At 38.3% G+C, this 17,202-nt stretch carries 21 protein-coding genes and 1 pseudogene; 20 read left to right on the forward strand and 2 right to left on the reverse strand.

The features are described from left to right. Positions 1 to 265: pseudogene (locus tag CBG10_RS09540) on the reverse strand (IS30 family transposase); the annotation flags it as partial. A gap of 226 nt (positions 266 to 491) precedes the next feature. Here CBG10_RS09540 and CBG10_RS09545 point away from each other — a divergent pair. From CBG10_RS09545 to CBG10_RS09615, 15 genes are all read left to right on the forward strand, one after another. After that, a complete protein-coding gene (locus CBG10_RS09545) occupies positions 492 to 887 on the forward strand; it encodes a hypothetical protein (RefSeq protein WP_094512446.1) in 396 nt (131 codons plus the stop codon). A 281-nt stretch (positions 888 to 1,168) separates the two neighbouring features. Continuing rightward, the gene (locus tag CBG10_RS09550; protein ID WP_050778841.1) at positions 1,169 to 2,347 is read left to right on the forward strand and encodes an ammonium transporter; all 1,179 of its coding nucleotides are present in this window, start codon (positions 1,169 to 1,171) and stop codon (positions 2,345 to 2,347) included. A gap of 41 nt (positions 2,348 to 2,388) precedes the next feature. Beyond that, positions 2,389 to 2,907 (forward strand): AmiS/UreI family transporter, encoded by a 519-nt coding sequence (locus tag CBG10_RS09555; RefSeq protein ID WP_035154111.1) that lies wholly within the window; start codon positions 2,389 to 2,391, stop codon positions 2,905 to 2,907. A gap of 30 nt (positions 2,908 to 2,937) precedes the next feature. Then, entirely contained in the window at positions 2,938 to 3,240 is a 303-nt protein-coding gene (locus CBG10_RS09560) for an urease subunit gamma (RefSeq protein ID WP_094501138.1), read from the forward strand. A 30-nt stretch (positions 3,241 to 3,270) separates the two neighbouring features. Next, on the forward strand, positions 3,271 to 3,645 hold the full coding sequence (locus CBG10_RS09565) for an urease subunit beta (protein ID WP_035154118.1): 375 nt from the start codon (positions 3,271 to 3,273) through the stop codon (positions 3,643 to 3,645). 15 nt (positions 3,646 to 3,660) lie between these two features. Continuing rightward, a complete protein-coding gene (gene ureC / locus CBG10_RS09570; protein WP_094501140.1) occupies positions 3,661 to 5,382 on the forward strand; it encodes an urease subunit alpha in 1,722 nt (573 codons plus the stop codon). 83 nt (positions 5,383 to 5,465) lie between these two features. Continuing rightward, the gene (locus CBG10_RS09575; RefSeq protein ID WP_035154122.1) at positions 5,466 to 5,915 is read left to right on the forward strand and encodes an urease accessory protein UreE; all 450 of its coding nucleotides are present in this window, start codon (positions 5,466 to 5,468) and stop codon (positions 5,913 to 5,915) included. A 12-nt stretch (positions 5,916 to 5,927) separates the two neighbouring features. Then, positions 5,928 to 6,638, forward strand: coding sequence for an urease accessory protein UreF (locus CBG10_RS09580; protein WP_094501142.1), 711 nt, complete (start codon positions 5,928 to 5,930; stop codon positions 6,636 to 6,638). Between the two features lie 26 nt (positions 6,639 to 6,664). Then, complete coding sequence (gene ureG / locus CBG10_RS09585; RefSeq protein WP_094504805.1) at positions 6,665 to 7,291, forward strand: urease accessory protein UreG; 627 nt, start codon at positions 6,665 to 6,667, stop codon at positions 7,289 to 7,291. Then, the gene (locus tag CBG10_RS09590) at positions 7,281 to 8,135 is read left to right on the forward strand and encodes an urease accessory protein UreD (protein ID WP_094512448.1); all 855 of its coding nucleotides are present in this window, start codon (positions 7,281 to 7,283) and stop codon (positions 8,133 to 8,135) included. Before ureG ends, CBG10_RS09590 begins: the two co-directional genes overlap by 11 nt. A gap of 15 nt (positions 8,136 to 8,150) precedes the next feature. After that, positions 8,151 to 8,531, forward strand: a complete 381-nt coding sequence (locus tag CBG10_RS09595) for a fluoride efflux transporter FluC (RefSeq protein ID WP_094512449.1) — start codon at positions 8,151 to 8,153, stop codon at positions 8,529 to 8,531. 15 nt (positions 8,532 to 8,546) lie between these two features. Beyond that, positions 8,547 to 8,957 carry a fluoride efflux transporter CrcB gene (gene crcB, locus CBG10_RS09600; protein WP_094512451.1) on the forward strand — a complete coding sequence of 137 codons (411 nt, stop codon included), beginning with the start codon at positions 8,547 to 8,549 and terminating at the stop codon, positions 8,955 to 8,957. Between the two features lie 19 nt (positions 8,958 to 8,976). Beyond that, positions 8,977 to 9,990 (forward strand): cobalt transporter CbiM, encoded by a 1,014-nt coding sequence (gene cbiM / locus CBG10_RS09605; RefSeq protein ID WP_094512452.1) that lies wholly within the window; start codon positions 8,977 to 8,979, stop codon positions 9,988 to 9,990. After that, entirely contained in the window at positions 9,959 to 10,807 is an 849-nt protein-coding gene (locus CBG10_RS09610; protein WP_094512453.1) for an energy-coupling factor transporter transmembrane component T, read from the forward strand. Before cbiM ends, CBG10_RS09610 begins: the two co-directional genes overlap by 32 nt. Next, positions 10,804 to 11,529 (forward strand): energy-coupling factor ABC transporter ATP-binding protein, encoded by a 726-nt coding sequence (locus CBG10_RS09615; RefSeq protein ID WP_094512455.1) that lies wholly within the window; start codon positions 10,804 to 10,806, stop codon positions 11,527 to 11,529. Before CBG10_RS09610 ends, CBG10_RS09615 begins: the two co-directional genes overlap by 4 nt. Positions 11,530 to 11,601: 72 nt before the next feature. Here CBG10_RS09615 and CBG10_RS09620 read toward each other — a convergent pair whose 3' ends face one another. Next, on the reverse strand, positions 11,602 to 12,312 hold the full coding sequence (locus CBG10_RS09620; protein ID WP_094507876.1) for a winged helix-turn-helix domain-containing protein: 711 nt from the start codon (positions 12,310 to 12,312) through the stop codon (positions 11,602 to 11,604). Between the two features lie 125 nt (positions 12,313 to 12,437). On the opposite strand from CBG10_RS09620, the gene CBG10_RS09625 reads away from it, so the two are divergent. The 5 genes from CBG10_RS09625 to phoU are packed head-to-tail and all read left to right on the forward strand — an operon-like array spanning position 12,438 to position 16,576. After that, positions 12,438 to 13,310 carry a phosphate ABC transporter substrate-binding protein gene (locus CBG10_RS09625; protein ID WP_225361541.1) on the forward strand — a complete coding sequence of 291 codons (873 nt, stop codon included), beginning with the start codon at positions 12,438 to 12,440 and terminating at the stop codon, positions 13,308 to 13,310. Positions 13,311 to 13,314: 4 nt separating this feature from the next. Further along, positions 13,315 to 14,214 carry a phosphate ABC transporter permease subunit PstC gene (gene pstC / locus CBG10_RS09630; protein WP_094507880.1) on the forward strand — a complete coding sequence of 300 codons (900 nt, stop codon included), beginning with the start codon at positions 13,315 to 13,317 and terminating at the stop codon, positions 14,212 to 14,214. Continuing rightward, the gene (pstA, locus tag CBG10_RS09635) at positions 14,214 to 15,095 is read left to right on the forward strand and encodes a phosphate ABC transporter permease PstA (protein WP_019251418.1); all 882 of its coding nucleotides are present in this window, start codon (positions 14,214 to 14,216) and stop codon (positions 15,093 to 15,095) included. Before pstC ends, pstA begins: the two co-directional genes overlap by 1 nt. A 10-nt stretch (positions 15,096 to 15,105) precedes the next feature. Continuing rightward, a complete protein-coding gene (gene pstB, locus CBG10_RS09640; protein WP_094512458.1) occupies positions 15,106 to 15,861 on the forward strand; it encodes a phosphate ABC transporter ATP-binding protein PstB in 756 nt (251 codons plus the stop codon). Between the two features lie 10 nt (positions 15,862 to 15,871). Further along, positions 15,872 to 16,576, forward strand: coding sequence for a phosphate signaling complex protein PhoU (gene phoU, locus CBG10_RS09645; protein ID WP_029507793.1), 705 nt, complete (start codon positions 15,872 to 15,874; stop codon positions 16,574 to 16,576). Positions 16,577 to 17,202 lie beyond the last annotated feature (626 nt).

Here is a 17,202-nt window from a genome sequence, read left to right on the forward strand (position 1 = left end):
TCCAACCTGCCTTGATTTGCGCATGGATATAGTTAACTTCGATAGTTGGCAGTTGGGTCTGCTTCCGACCACAACGACGCTTATGTCGCTGATAAGTCTGAAGATATTGGTCGATGGTTTTACCGTCGTTGAGGAAACGATAAACACGATAGATGGTTTCTTGACTACGCTGAAGTAATTTAGCAGCCCGATAAGCTTTAATACCTTGATACCAAAAATCAGCTATGAGAGTTAATTCACGTGTGGTAAGATGTTTATAGGTCATTTGTGATTGCCTTTCTTTTGATTAGGGATATTCAAAAGTCTATCACAAATGGCTTTTTATTTTTTCTAACTTAATTTTACAAACGACGTCCTTAAAATTGACTTTTATTTTTATTATGTTTATTAAACTTATAGAGTGATAAATAAATATTAGTTATTCTTTGAACATGCTTTTTTACCATGTTATAATATGATAAATATATAAATTCTTGTATGAGGTGAAACAAATGATGAATCTGAACACTGACCGAGGTATTACCTATTCATTAAGTATTTTACAGGAAGTTGATTATCCAGAAGTGCTTTTTTGGCTTAGCATAAAGTCGTTAAATTTCGTTGATTTACACGAACTATTAGCAAATATTTCTAATGATCGATTGATAACGATAATAGACGATTTGCAAGAAAAGTATTTGATTAGTCCGATTAAACAAGCTGGATGTTTTGTGTTGACAAAAGTTGGCCAAGAATTAGCTCATTTAATTACTTCTCTAGGAGTATGGGGTCGACAACAGATGAATGAAAACAGAGGAATAGATAGTGTTCAAGTTGTAATGCCAGATTCATTGATGGACCAAAAAGAACTTTTGAAGTACCGTAGTATCGTAAAACAATATATTTAACTTCCTTGCAGTAATAAAATAATCATAACTTAAGTAAAAAACTTCTAAAGAATTTTTCCTTTAGAAGTTTTTTACTATATCAATAATTTTGCGAAAATAATTCGTATTTCTTGTAATAATTTATATAAATAGTATTATAGTAGTATCATAAGGTTGAATATTAATGAAAATGATTTAAACAACGCTTTTAAGCTAATTGTGGATTAAAAAGTTTCATTAATAAATTTTTATTGCTGAGAGGAGGAAACGATTTGCATATTAATAGCGGTGATACGGCCTTTATGATGCTTTGTACGGCAATGGTCTGTTTAATGACACCTGGACTTGCTTTTTTCTATGGTGGATTGGCTCGTAAACGAAGTGTCTTATACATTATGATGCAATCATTTATTTCGATGGGAATTGTTACCTTGATTTGGGTTTATGGAGGCTTTGGTCTTGCATTTGGAAAGGATGAGGGTGGCGTAATCGGTCGTATTTCAGATTACTTTGCTCTTGCACATGTGGGATTAGTACCAAATGCTGTCCACGCGGCATCAATTCCATTCGCGTTATTTTTCTTATTCCAATTGATGTTCTGTGTTATAACTGTGCCATTGATTAGTGGTGCATTTGCGGAACGCCTGAATATGAAGGGATATATTCTGTTATTAATTTTCTGGACATACCTTGTTTATATTCCTGTTTGTCACTGGGTATGGGGCAACGGGTTCTTAGCAAAATGGGGATTCGTTGACTTTGCTGGAGGCACTGTTATTCACACCACGGCCGGATTTGCTGCATTAGCAAGTATTATTGTCCTTGGTAAACGGAAATTAAAGCACGCTGGTATGAAGCCAAGTAACTTAATGGCTGCTGCGATTGGAACTGGTCTTCTTTGGTTTGGTTGGTTCGGTTTCAATTCTGGCGGTGCATTGCGAGCTGGTGCTTTATCAACGAAGGCTTTTACTAACACGGCGATTGGTTTAGCTAGTGGGATGATTGTTTGGATCCTCTATGCAAAATTTGTTCGGGGAAAAGTTGATTTTATTGATGTTTTAACCGGGTCAGTTGCTGGTTTAGCTACAATTACTCCTTGTGCTGGTTATATTAACCCTGCGGCAGCTGTCTTAGTTGGTTTAGCAGCCGGAATCATTTGTAATGTTGCTGTCAGTCTTCAAGAAAAGATTGGCTGGGATGATGCACTTGGTGTTTGGGGAGTTCACGGTATCGGTGGATTTACTGGCACAATTTTGATTGGAATTCTAGCTGATCGAACTGTTAATGGAATTGGGGCAAGCGGTCATCAATTCTTAATTCAAGCTGGCGGCGTTATTCTAGTTGCAGCTTACTCGTTTGCAATTACTTTTATCTTACTTAAGATCTTAGGAGCAATTACTAACATTCGTCCTTCCGATAAGATCATTCAAGAAGGACTTGATCAAACATTGCTAAATGAAACAACGTATGACATTGATTAATAGTTTGCTGAATCGTCTCAATGAAAGGAGGCGAAAATGAATTGTTAGGTTGTATATTGCTTTATGTTGGTATGGTATTGATGAGTAACGGATTCTATACCGTAGAGAACATAAAGGATAAATCGATTGTGGTTATGAACTTCTTTACTGGTGGACTTAGCTTAATTCTTAACATCGTTGCTTTATCGTGGGGAATTATAAATGATAAGCCAGCAAGTTGGTTCTATGCCAGTGCCACTGGGTTGCTATTCGCGTTTACTTATCTTTATGTGGCGTTTAATACTCTCTGTAACTTCGACCAACGCTTGTATGGTTGGTATAGTTTGTTCGTTGCAATTAACTCGATTCCTGCCGGGATCCTCTGTTTCCAAAACTTCGGTGGTAATTGGATCTACGGTATCATCTGGTGGGCCTGGGGAATTCTCTGGTTAACAGGATTCCTAACCAACAATCTAAAAATGAATCTTGGAAAGTTTCCAGGATATTTAGGAATTATTGAAGGAATTTGTACAGCATGGATTCCAGGATTCTTAATGCTCCTGAACTACTGGCCTAACTAACTTAATTTAGGTAGAAAGGAAGGATAGATAATGAGGCTCACAAAGCGTGAACAAGAAAAAATGATGATTGGCTTAGCCGGAATGATCGCAGAAAAGCGTAAGGATCGTGGCTTAAAGCTAAACCAGCCAGAAGCAGTTGCCCTAATTACCAGTCGCCTGTTAGAAGGTGCTCGTGATGGCAAGACTGTTGGTGAGTTAATGAATGAAGGTGCAACTTGGCTAACTAAGGATGATGTTATGGAAGGAATTCCGGAAATGATTCCAATGATTCAAGTTGAAGCAACATTCCCTGATGGTACCAAGCTAATCACTGTTACAGACCCAATTCGCTAATTTTTAGCATCTAAAGAAGGAGGAAACAAAATGGTTCCTGGAGAATATAAGTTACAACCAGACAAAGTACCATACAATGTTGGTTACGATGATATCTCACTCAAAGTAAAAAACGTTGGTGACCGTCCTGTCCAAGTTGGTTCAGAATACCACTTTTACGAAGCAAATGAGCAAGGTCTACAATTTGATCGTAGTCAGGCATGGGGTAAGCACCTTGATATACCAGCCGGAACTGCCATTCGTCTAGAAGCTGGTGAAGAGCGGACCGTTAAACTCATTGACTTCGGTGGAAAACGTCGAGTATTCGGCTTTAACAATAAAGTTAATGGTTGGCTTGATGTTGATAAGAAGGCTGACACATACAATGGGTATCCGCTTGAGAAGAGTTATCCTGAAGAAAAGTAAAGAGGAGGTAAAGTTATGAGTTTTGATATGGATCACGAGCAGTTTGCCTCATTTTACGGACCAACTACTGGCGATAGCGTACGACTAGGCGACACTGATCTGTTTGCCAAAATTGAAAAAGACCTAACAGTTCATGGTCAAGAAAGTCTTTTTGGTGGTGGAAAAGTCCTTCGTGATGGTATGGGTGTTAGTGCTACTGAAACACGTGCCGAAAATCCAATGGTTGCAGATACGATTATTTCTGATGCAATTATTATTGATTGGACTGGTATTTACAAAGCTGATATTGGTATTCGTGACGGTAAGATCTTAGCCATTGGTAAGGGTGGTAACCCAGACGTCATGGATAATGTTGATTTCATCGTTGGTGCAAGTACTGAAGCCATCTCTGGTGAAGGGATGATTGTTACTGCTGGTGGGATTGACTTACACGTTCACTACATTACACCATCAATTGCCCAGGCCGCTTTAGATAACGGTATTACAACCTTATTTGGTGGTGGTACCGGTCCAGCTAATGGTACTCGTTCCGCTACTTGTAACCCTGGAGCATGGTACACTCACCGGATGCTTCAAGCGGTTGATAACGCTCCTATTAACTATGGTTTGATGGCTAAGGGTTCTGGATCACGGCCAGAACTGATCGGTGAACAAATCGAAGCTGGATGTGCTGCCATTAAGACCCACGAAGACTGGGGTGCTACTGCGGCCGGAATTGAAAATTCAATTGCTGCGGCTAATAAGTATGATGTTCAATACGCTGTCCACACTGACTCGCTAAACGAAGGTGGATTCGTCGAAAACACTATCAATGCCTTTAACGGTAATACAGTTCACACATTCCATACTGAAGGTGCCGGTGGTGGACACGCTCCTGACATTATGGTTGTTGCTGGTCAGGATAATGTTTTGCCATCATCAACAACCCCAACTAACCCATATTGTAAGAACACCCTTGATGAATTGTTCTACATGACAATGGTTTGCCACAACCTTAATCCTAAGATTCCTGACGACGTTGCCTTTGCTGAATCACGTATTCGGAAACAGACTGAAGCTGCCGAAGACGTGCTCCAAGATATGGGGGCTCTCAGCATGATGACTTCTGATGCGCAAGCCATGGGACGTGTAGGTGAAGTTGCTATGCGTTGTTGGCAATTAGCAAGTAAGATGAAGAAGGTTCGTGGACCACTAGACGGTGATTCGAAGTACGATGACAACAACCGGATTAAGCGTTACGTTGCTAAATACACAATTAATCCAGCTATCTGTAATGGTATTTCAGATTATGTTGGTTCAATTGAAGTTGGTAAGTATGCTGATTTGAACATTTGGGATCCGAAGTACTTTGGAACTAAGCCAGATATGGTTATCAAGAACGGAATGATCACATACGGTATTGCTGGTGACCCAAGTTCAAGTCTTCCAACACCTGAACCGGTTCTTGAACGGTTCCTTTACGGTGCAGAAGGTCGCGCTGTTAACCATACATGTGTAACTTATGTATCCCAATATGCATATGATCACGGTATCAAGGAACAACTTGGTTTGAACAAGACTATTCTACCTGTTCACAATACACGGAGTCTTACTAAGGCCAACATGAAGCTTAATAACTATACTCCGAAGACAATTGAGATTGATCCACAAACTTATGACGTTAAGATTGATGGTAAGCTTATCACTTGTGATGCTGCACCAACATTACCATTAACTCAACGCTACTACCTATATTAATCTAGTTTAGATTTATCCAGGGGATTGGGAGCTGTGCCCCAATCCCCTTTTATAACAAATATATAAAAAGAGGTTTTATACTTATGGTTTTAACAGAAGTTTATCGTAATGTAGATGATATTCCTAATATTGGTAGTTATCACATTGAAACTGCAATGGTTAAAAGTGATGATTTAATGAAAAATATTTTGCGGGTAAAGACAGATCATGGTAACGAGTACGGTATTCGTCTCGACAATGAAGACCAAATTTTAGAGAATGGGTCTGCCTTTAAGCTTGGAGATAAGCAGTTGCTTGTATTGAGCGTAATTGCGGATGAAATGATTGAGATAACGCCACGTGATATTAATGAAATGGGGCTTGTTGCTCACTTTCTTGGTAATTTACATAAGCCAGTACAAATTAAAGATGGTAAAATCTCGCTTCTCTTAGATAAGGTTGTTATTAAAATGCTTGATAAGCATGATATCAATTATGAATTAAAGAAAGTTCAACTAGACCAACCACTAGAGTACCTCGATTTAACAAAGTAAGTAGGGATAAAGATGGAAAAGGAATTAACAAAGAAACTCAATTATCTTGAGGTTTTCCAAATTTGTGATTCTACCTTCCCAATCGGTACATTTAATCACTCATTCGGAATGGAAAATTATTTGCGAACTAATGTGATTAAAAAAGCTCCTGAATTTCGAATTTGGCTTGAGAACTATTATCGTTCGCAATTTAGGTTTGGTGAAGGACTTCTCGTTAAATTGTGTTATGAGGCAATTGATAAGCATGATTTTGACAAGCTGATTGAATATGATGATCAAATTACGAAATCAACTTTAGCTACTGAAACACGGAACGGAACAAAGCTGATCGCTCACCAAATGATTATTTTAATTGATAAAATTTACGGTGATAAGGTTCCGCACCTAAAAGAATATGCTAAGGCAATTGAAGATGGTAAGGCATACGGAAACCCAGCCATTGTATTCTCAATGTTTGCTCATTATAAAGGTGTTCCATTGATGGATGCTTTCTTGATGTATGGGTATAGTGTTGCCTCTACCCTGGTATTAAATGCGGTTCGGGCAGTGCCACTTGGTCAACGTGAAGGACAGGTTATCTTAAATGATCTAATCAAGCTTTTGAAGCCGTTATATAAACGCGTGATGAAACTTGATGCCACTTATCTTGGTGCTAATGCTCCTGGCCTTGAAATGGCACAGATTAATCACGAAACACAAGAATCACGATTGTTCATGTCTTAATTATTTTGGAAGGGAAGTTAAAATTTATGAAACGTGCAGTACGAATTGGTGTTGGTGGTCCTGTTGGGTCAGGAAAAACGCAATTAATCGAACGGCTTACTCGGCGAATCCATAATGATTATAATGTCGCGGTAATTACTAATGATATTTACACTAAATGGGATGCCGAATATATGGCTAAGAATTCTGTTCTTGATGAAGACCGGATTATTGGGGTTGAAACAGGTGGTTGTCCTCACACTGCTATTCGTGAAGATGCTTCAATGAACATGGCTGCTGTAGAAGAACTAGAGCAACGATTTAATAATGACCTTGACCTGATCTTTATTGAAAGTGGTGGAGATAACTTAGCGGCAACTTTCAGTCCAGAATTAGTTGACTTTTCGATCTACATTATTGATGTCGCTGAAGGTGAAAAGATTCCACGGAAAGCTGGACAAGGAATGATCAAGTCTGACCTCTTTATTATTAATAAGACAGATTTGGCTAAGTACGTTGGTGCTGACCTTGATCGGATGAAGAAGGATTCAGAAAAATTCCGGAATGATGGCAACTTCCTTTTCACTAATTTAAAGAAGGATATTGGTCTTGATGGAGTTGTTGACTGGTTGAAGAAAGATGTATTACTTGAGGACTTGGAAGATGAAAAGTAAAGATTATGATGGCATGATCGACCTCGCATTTACCCATAAGAAGGGGCGCGACTTTGCTAAGCGGACTTTTCGAAAGGGAAATTCATGGTTATCATTTTGCCAACCCAATAAAGATAATATTCCATATTACTTTCTCATAACAACTGGGGGAGGATATGTTGAAGGCGAGAAATATCATCACCAAATTACATTAGATGATAACAGCCATGCTATTGTAACTACCCAATCTCCAACTTATGTTTATAAGTGTGAACATCATCAAACGACAACGCAAGAGGATGAATTTCATCTTGGCAAGAATGCAATCTTAGAATTTTACCAAGATGAAACGATTCCATATAAGGATGCTTGTTATCGTCAAAAGACAACAATCGATATGGAAAAGGGCGCTAAGCTTATTTTGACGGATGGCCTTTCAAAAGGATGGTCGCCAGATGGAGCACCTTTCCAATATGATGAAGTAGGTTTACAAACAAAAATTAACTACGACGGACAGCTGGTTTATAACGACTATTTATTGGTAGATCCAGAATCAGATCCAATGCAGGAAATCGGTTATTTTGAAGGCAAACTAAATTTCAATTCGGTTGTTATTATTGATGAAAACATTACGCAAAAGACGGTTGAAGAATTGCGGAAATACTTGGAACAGTTTGACGTTAATATTCACTATGGTATTTCTCTGCTTGAAAAAGATGGAATGGTGCTGCGGTTATTAAGTGATAGTGCTTTTGAAAATCACAAGTTAATGTGGCGCTTTATCAGTTACTATCGAGAAAAGATTCTTCACTTCTCTGAACTTAATTTACGGAAGAGTGAACACCTTGAACGAGAACAAGCTTAAAGTAGGTATATAAGAATGAATATTATTATTACAGATTTACTTGCAGCTGGAGTTGGTGCATTTTTTGGTGGTGGGTTACGGAGTCTACTATCAGATGTATTAAACATTGACTATGACCATTACCGTTGGGGAACCATTATGGCAAATCTAATTGGTTCGTTATTGATTGGTGTCTTTGCCGGAATGGTCACTAGTGATGAGCTGCGAAATACAATGAATGTTTTGCTAGCAACTGGCTTTTGTGGTGGATTAACTACTTTTTCTACATTTTCACTAGAAACTTTGAAATACTTCAAAAGTGGTAAAAAGCTTTTAGCCTGGACATATTGGGTAGGAAGCGTAATTGCCTGTATTTCCTGTGTTTACTTAGGATTATGGTTTCACTCGTGGTTGTAGAAAGGAGTTAATAAGATGAGCAATGGTTTGAAATTACTAGTAATTGGCTGTGGTTGCTTTTTCGGTGGTGTTCTCCGTTATGCTTGTGAATTGACTTCAGATTTGTGGATCAATCCACCATTTGCTGATCCGTTAGCAGTCTTAATTGTCAATGCTGTCGGTTGTTTCATTATTGGATTATTTACCGGCTGGGCACTGAAAAAGATTGTCCCTAAGGACTGGCACACGATCATCACGACAGGTTTTTGTGGTGGTTTAACAACGTTTTCATCCTTTGCCCAGGGAATAACGGTATTGTTTATGGGCGGTCATATCTGGGTTGGAATTTTCTATATTCTAGCTGATATGATTTTAGGATTATTTGCTGTTTATGCTGGTCTTTTCCTAGTAATGGGAAAGAATTATGGCGAGGAGCTGTTGAAATAGATTAAAAGGAGTGGGATTAGTGCATATTCCAGATAATTATTTGAGTCCAGCAACTTGTGCAGTGATGTTTGCGGTCGCTGCGCCAGTAGTTGCAGTCTCAGCAAAAAAAGTAAAAGTGCAGTTAAAAGAACATCGTGAACTTGCACCAATGCTGGGGATTGCAGCCTCATTATCATTTTTGATGATGATGTTTAATGTTCCAGTACCTGGTGGAACGAGTGCACACGCGGTTGGAGGTACGCTGCTTGCAATCTTAATTGGGCCATACGCGGCTAGTATTGCAGTTACAGTCGCACTGATCTTACAGGCGTTTCTCTTTGGTGACGGTGGAATTCTTGCCTTAGGTGCTAATATTTTTAATATGGCGATTATCATGCCGTTTACCGGTTATTGGATTTATAACTTTTTGCGTAAACACCGCCATGCAAGTTTAGGCGCAATCATTGGTTCATATTGTGGAATTAATCTTGCCGCTCTGATGGCAGGTTTTGAATTAGGAATCCAACCCTTAATTGCGCATACGGCGAGTGGGGCGCCGTTATACAATCCATATCCGTTAGCTGTAACGATTCCAGCAATGTGTTTTGCTCATCTAGCAGTAGCGGGATGGATCGAGGCTTTCTTTACCTATGTTGTTTATACTTTCGTGAAAAAAGTGGCGCCTGCTGAAATTTACAAGAATGATCAGCAAGGAACGCCTAAAAAAGGCTCACTTAAATATCTGGTATATGTCATTATTGGCTTAGTTGTCCTTTCGCCAATTGGGTTGCTTGCTAGTGGAACGGCTTTTGGTGAATGGGATAAGACTGAGCTACTTCACCGCTTAAAATTAGAACATATTTCAAGTTCAGTACCTGCAGGGATGAATCATGGTTTCAACTATACAGCATTGTTTGGCGACTATACGATTCCCGGAACAAGTTTGCCAATTGGCTACATTTTAAGCGCGATCACAGCAATATTAATTTTCTTCTTAATAAGTAAGGTGCTGATGGCAGTCTATGGTTCAACAAACAAAGCCCCAAATAAATAATCAACCTAAAAATAAAACAGTAGGAAAGTTACCAGTCTGGTTAATGAATTCAGAGCGGCATCAAGTTCCCCTAATAAAGGGGCGGTTGGTGCAAGATAACTTGAGTAAATTTGCCGCATTGGTTGCTTTTCTTACGCGAATTACACCAGTTTATTCTGCTAAGAATTCACCATGGGTTCGAATTGTTGAACTGATTGGTTTAACAATTTTGATCGTATTATCATCGCAAGTTATGTTTTTATGGCTAATGCTAATCTTGATGTTAGTGCACCTACTTATCTTGCCTGGATCGGTAATAATTACAATTAGTAAAAAACTTTGTAAATTGTTACTTGTTTCGTTAGTTGTGCTTTTACCAAGTTTATTATTACAGGCAAATAATATTGGGTTATTTCTAGCGCGGATTGCACTAATCATGTTAAATATTTCCATATTCTTAAGTATTACTTCTTGGCCGCAGTTCATTCAAGGATTGAAACAATTACATTTACCAAATGTTATTATTTTAACTCTCGATATTACAATGAAATATGTTTATACATTAGGTGTTTATATCCAGGAATTATTAAGCAGTATTAAATTACGGACATTTGGACAACACGTAAATCGGCGTGTTTTAGGTGTAATTATCGGCCAAGTGTATCTATCAGCAAAAAAACGAACCAGTGATCTTTACCAAGCAATGTTATTACGGGGATATAATAGTAATAATGTCGCAAGTTGGAGACTTAGTTGGAATAAATATGATGTTATTAGTATGGGAGAATTGTTATTAGCAATTGTTGCATACTGCTTAATACGAGGAGTGGTTGCATGATCAAAATAGCTAACGGAGCTTATACTTATGGAACGCAAACGGGTTTTCATGATGTAAATATCAATGTTAATCGTGGAGATGCGGTCTGTATTATGGGTCCAAACGGATCGGGAAAGTCGACACTATTAAAAACAATTGTTGGCCTATTTAGTTTAGAGAACGGCAAATATACATTTAATGACCAGACTATCGATAAGAAGTTTTTAAAAGATTCAACTAAAACTGGTCCATTTTATCAGAAATTTGGCTTTGTCTTTCAAAATAGTGACATTCAATTATTCAATACTAGTGTAACTGATGAGATTGCATTTGGCCCTCAACATTTAGGACTTCCGCAGCATGAAATTGATCAACGGGTAAATGATTGTTTAAAGCTTCTGAAAATTGAACGACTACGTGATCGGGTGCCATATCACCTTTCTGGTGGGGAACAAAAACTTGTAGCCATTGCGAGTGTTCTGGCGATGAATCCTGACATTATAATTCTTGATGAACCCTTTAATGGCTTATCGCCAAAATATCGGGAATTGATAACGCAGATTGTTAACCAACTTCATCATGCGGGAAAAACAATTATTATTTCGAGCCACCATTTTAATCAGATTAGATCATTAGTAGACCGAGTTTATGTTTTTTCTGAAGATCATACTATTACCCGGGAAATAACTGCAGATCAATTGGAAGAAATGCCCCGCTTTATTGATTACTTAGATAATTTATAAAATGAGAGATGTTTGTAACAAAAAATGAACGCTAATGTTGGCTATTAACATTTAGTGTTCATTTTTATTATTTTAAACAAATTTATAGCCAAATCCCCGTACTGTGAGAAGGTGAGTAGGGTGTTGAGAATCATCTTCAAGCTTATCGCGGAGGTGGCTGATATGAATATCAACGATCCGTGAAGTATCAAGAATATCGTACCCCCAGACCCCATTAACGAGTTGGTCTCGATTTAATACCTGTCCTTTATGATCAACTAAGTAGGAAAGTAATTGAAATTCCTTGGGTGTTAAAGCAATTGTTTTATCATTTTTAGTAACAGTATAGGTTTCTTGATTAATTTCCCATGATCCAGTAGTTATTACTGGGTCATTTTTTGTCGTATTATCATCAGCTAAGGAGTGCAGCTGTGGATAGTGGTAAGTCCACAATCGCTGCTGAATTAAGGGACGGAAAACACTGGGAAGAAGGGGAAATTCAATTATGTCATCAACATGTGCTCGATATAGTTTTCGTTGAATGCGTTCCGTAAGGTGGGGGACTAAAACGGTAATTGGTCCTTGAACTTGCGACCTAATAAGGGTCATGGTAGCAATCGTGGTGTCTAGACTTACTTCCGTCATATCCCACCAAATCCCACTAATTTGTTTTTTTTCTAAGGCTACTACTAAGCCCGTCGGAGTAGTTACGAGCTCATAGGTCCAGTGTTCTTTTTTACAAATGGCTTGTAACTGTTGAACGAGATCGTCTTGCTGGCTCATTAGTAAAAATTTCTTGGTCATAATAATTTCTCCAAAATTTACATAACTTTTACATTACAAAGATTAAAAATTTACATCGACTTGTTATTCTCTATTTGTACCATACGAAATATATGAAGACAACTAATAAACAGGTAGGAATAGTCATGAAAAAAACGATTATTGGAGTTATTCTCGTCGCAATAGTTTGCTGGCTAGGCGGGTCATGGGTACTTGCTAAGCAACAACCACCACAAGAAAAAATTACTATTGTCGGCTCAACAGCTCTCCAACCATTAGCGGAAGCAGTTGCAAATGATTACCGGACTAAGTATCCCCAAATCAGCATTATTGTACAGGGTGGTGGTTCAGGAACCGGTCTTAGTCAGGTACAAGCAGGAGCAGTAAATATCGGATCTGCTGATATCTTTGCTGACCAGCAAGATGGGATTAATGCGAATGAATTAGATGATAATATTGTTGCTGTTTCGGGAATAGTCCCAATCGTTAATGAAGAGCTTGGAATTAAGAATTTGACAATGAAACAGCTGCAACAAATTTTTACGGGACAAATTACGAATTGGCAAGAAGTTGGCGGACCTGATTTACCAATTACAGTTATTAATCGTGCTCATGGGAGTGGAACCAGGGTTGCGTTTGAACAGACAGTATTGAAAACGGGGATGCAGGCAGTGAATGCTCAAGAACAAGATTCAAACGGGACCGTAAAAGAAATTATTAGAAATACGCCAGGGGCAATCAGCTATATTGCATTTGCTTATCTTAATGACCAAGTTCAGTCGGTTAAGCTTGATGGAGTAGCACCAACTGCTGATAATGTTACGACTAATAAGTGGCCATTATGGTCATATGAGCATATGTATACGCAAAAACACCCATCCCAATCAACTGCAAATTTCATTAAATATATGCAAAGCGAGAAAGTCCAAAAGACTCTCGTAACAGAAGCTCATTATATTAGTATTCATGATATGAAAGTTGAAAAAACACCAACTGGGAAAGTAACTGAAAGGAAATAATACGATGGAAGACTTACGACAACGTTTGACACAGCCCTCTGTTGAAAGTAAGCAGGAAGCCTCAGGAAAAGTAATTAGTTATCTTGCAATTACTTTAATTGGGGGACTAGTGGCAACGATTTTAATCTTTTTAACTTGGAAAGGAATCGCCCTCTTTACTGGTAATCACTATTCATTGTGGGAATTTCTAAGTGGGATTAACTGGCAGCCAAGTGATCATGTATTCGGCGCGTTGCCGATGATTGCTACTTCTTTTAGCGTTACTCTTTTATCAGGGGTAATTGCCTTGCCGCTTGCCTTAGTAGTTGCTATTGCAATCACAGAGATTTTGCCATCAACCGCATATAAGTTTCTCCAACCGACCATCGAATTATTAGTCGGAATTCCATCCGTGGTATATGGATATGTCGGTTTAACAGTAATCGTTCCCTTTTTACGGCGCTTTTTCGGTGGCACCGGCTTTGGGATTCTCGCTGCTACCTGTGTATTATTTTTGATGATTTTACCAACGATGACCTCAATGACAATTGATAGTTTTAGGGCGGTCCCAAAACAATATCGCAATGCGTCTGCGGGACTAGGAGCAACTCGCTGGCAAACGATTTCGCGGGTGATTATTCCGAGTGCCAAAAGTGGTATTTTAACGGCAATGGTATTTGGGATGGCGCGGGCATTTGGTGAGGCCTTAGCAGTTCAAATGGTGATCGGAAACACGACGGTAATGCCAATGGGATTGATGCATTCAGCGGCAACTTTGACTAGTGTTTTGACTACTGGAATTGGAAATACAGTCATGGGGACGATCTCAAACAATGCACTCTGGTCCTTAGCTTTAATTCTGTTGGTAATGTCTTTGGCCTTCAATCTGTTAATGCGGCTTGTTAGCCGGAAAGGGGTAAAATAATGCGTCCAGAAAAAGTAGATCGGTTGGCAACCGTGATTATTTTAACTTTAACCGGTTTAGTGGGGTTAGTTTTATTTGCCTTATTAGCGTATTTATTACTATCAGGTATTCCTCATATTTCTTGGCATTTCTTAACTTCAAGCGCGGAATCGTTTAGAAGTGGTGGGGGGATTCGCGATCAATTGTTTAATTCTCTTTACCTAGTTGTTTTAACATTAATCGTTTCAATTCCTTTAGCATTATGTGCTGCTATTTACTTAAGTGAATATGCCCCAGATAATCGATGGACAAACTTATTACGGTTGGCAATTGAAGTTTTAAGCTCATTGCCATCAGTGGTAGTGGGCCTATTTGGTTACTTAGTCTTTGTCTTGCAATGGGGATTGGATTTCTCTTTGCTTGCTGGGGCACTAGCATTAACGATTTTGAACCTGCCAATTTTAACGCGGGCATGTGAAGACGCCCTTCGCCAAGTTCCTTATCTTCAACGTCAGGCCGGATTGGGATTAGGAATGTCAAAGTGGCGCGTAACAACTAAAATTGTTTTACCAGCTGCTTTACCGGGGATTATTACGGGAGCGATCTTAAGTGCTGGCCGCATCTTTGGGGAAGCTGCTGCCTTGATCTACACGGCCGGGCAGAGTTCACCAGCAATTAGCTATACCGATTGGAACCCATTTAGTCCCACCAGTTTTTTAAACCCATTACGACCAGCCGAAACTTTAGCCGTTCATATCTGGAAAGTTAACAGTGAAGGGCTGGTTCCAGATGCCCGTGCTGTTTCAAATGGTTCAGTAGCGGTTTTGATTCTAACGATTTTAATCTTTAACCTATTAGCTAGATACATTGGTTATTTAATCAAGCAACGACTTGCAAAGTGAGGATAAAAGAATGGAAAATTCAGTTGCTCTTGAAGTGAAAAATTTACAAGTATTATATGGTGACAAACATGTCGTTCATGATGTTTCAATGAAATTTCCGGCTAACAAGATTACGGCAATGATTGGGGCTTCTGGTTCAGGAAAATCAACATTACTCCGCAGTCTTAACCGGATGAATGATGACTTAGCAACGGTCAAAGGTGAAATTAATTTTCATGACTTGAATATTAACCAGCCTAAAGTTAATGTTTACCGGATTCGTCAACAAATTGGAATGGTCTTCCAACAACCGACACCTTTCCCTTTATCAATCTATGAGAATGTTATTTATGGATTACGGCTTGCGGGAGTAAAGGATCGGCAAATTCTCGATCAACGCGTAGAAGAAAGTTTGCGTCAGGCAGCCTTATGGGAAGAAGTCAAAGATCACTTAAAAGAAAGTGCCCTCGCCTTATCAGGTGGACAGCAACAACGGCTTTGTATTGCGCGGACACTAGCAGTTCAACCAGAAATTATTTTGATGGATGAACCGACAAGTGCCCTCGATCCGGTTTCAACTTCGCAAATTGAAGATACTTTAGTACAATTAAAAGAGAAATTTACGATTATTATGGTTACCCATAATATGCAGCAAGCATCACGTTCAGCAGACTGGACAGCTTTTATGCACCAAGGAAAATTAATTGAATTTAATCAGACGGCAGATATTTTTATGAATCCGCAACGACAACAAACAGCGGATTACCTTAGCGGAAAATTTGGTTAGGAGTGAAAACATGGGAGCAATTTTTGATGATGAATTAAAACGGCTGCGGAGCCACTTCATGGAAATGGGAATCGACGCTAGTGAGCAAATCTATCAAGCAACAAAGGCATTTACAGATCATGATGCGGACTTAGCGGATAAAGTTTTAACAACTGATACAAAGATTAACGATGAAGAAATTCATTTGGAAAAACAGGCGTTGAAGCTAATGGCATTGCAAAACCCGGTCGCAACCGACTTTCGGAAAATTATTAGTATCTTAAAAGCTAGTACTGATATCGAAAGGTTAGGAGACTATTCCACCCATATTGCCCGCGCTGCGATTACCTTAAGTAAGTTTGAACACCATGAAGACATTGAACAGCCAATCGAACAGATGATGATGATTGTTCGCAAGATGCTTGAACGAATCCTCGATGCTTATGTTTATACTGATGAGCAGGTTGCCTATGAGGTTGCTAACGAAGATTTGAAAGTTGATTTACTTTATGTAAAATTACAAAAAGAAATCATGAAAGCACTGGTTAAAGGTGGCGAAGATGTAAAAGCCTATGAAAGTTATTTAGCCGTTCTCCGGAATTTAGAACGTGCTGGAGATCATATTGTTAACTTAGCAGAATGGATTATTTACAGTGGGTCAGGAAAACTGGTCGAATTAAATCCAGGAAAGGCTGATCCAACATTAGTCCGTCGAAAACTAAATGAAAATCAGTAATTAAATTAAAAAGCAATCTCAAGGTCAAAGGATGACAGTGAGGTTGCTTTTTGATTAGAAAGCTTAAATATAGAGATTGCTTTGTAACTGTGTATTAATGAATATTCTATTTTTGGATCAAACAACGGCGCTTCTTAGAATAATAAGAAACGCTAAAGAGAATTACTAGGTTAAAAGTATTAGTGATATAATTCCAAGCGATTTAATCAATTTGATAAAGGAAGAAAAGTAGCTATAAAGTAAATTAAATAACTCAAATGATACCGCTAAACTTAGCTAACAAAGTAAAAACTTTTGCTCCTTTCTATGAAGTTTGATAAATAAAATCCAATGAAATAGTAGCCTGTAAATGGCTATAAAATCATTGCTGCTGACCGTATGGGGTGTGATCAGGAATAATAAATTCATTTCTTTTAAATAAATTTATCAAAATTTATTTATCACCCTTATAATAACCTTTTTTTTTTTTTTTTTTATACATCAATTTAATAAAAATATTTATTTTTCTAAATTATAATATAATGAGGTGGATATAATGAAAATTATTAGATGAAATCAATGATATTGTCTATCAAATGCCGGAAAGAATTTTATTCTGATAAAGACAAGGTAATTTATTATTTCTA

The sequence above is a fragment of the Limosilactobacillus reuteri genome (assembly GCF_002254085.1).
In the GTDB taxonomy this organism is placed as follows: Bacteria; Bacillota; Bacilli; order Lactobacillales; family Lactobacillaceae; genus Limosilactobacillus; species Limosilactobacillus reuteri_K.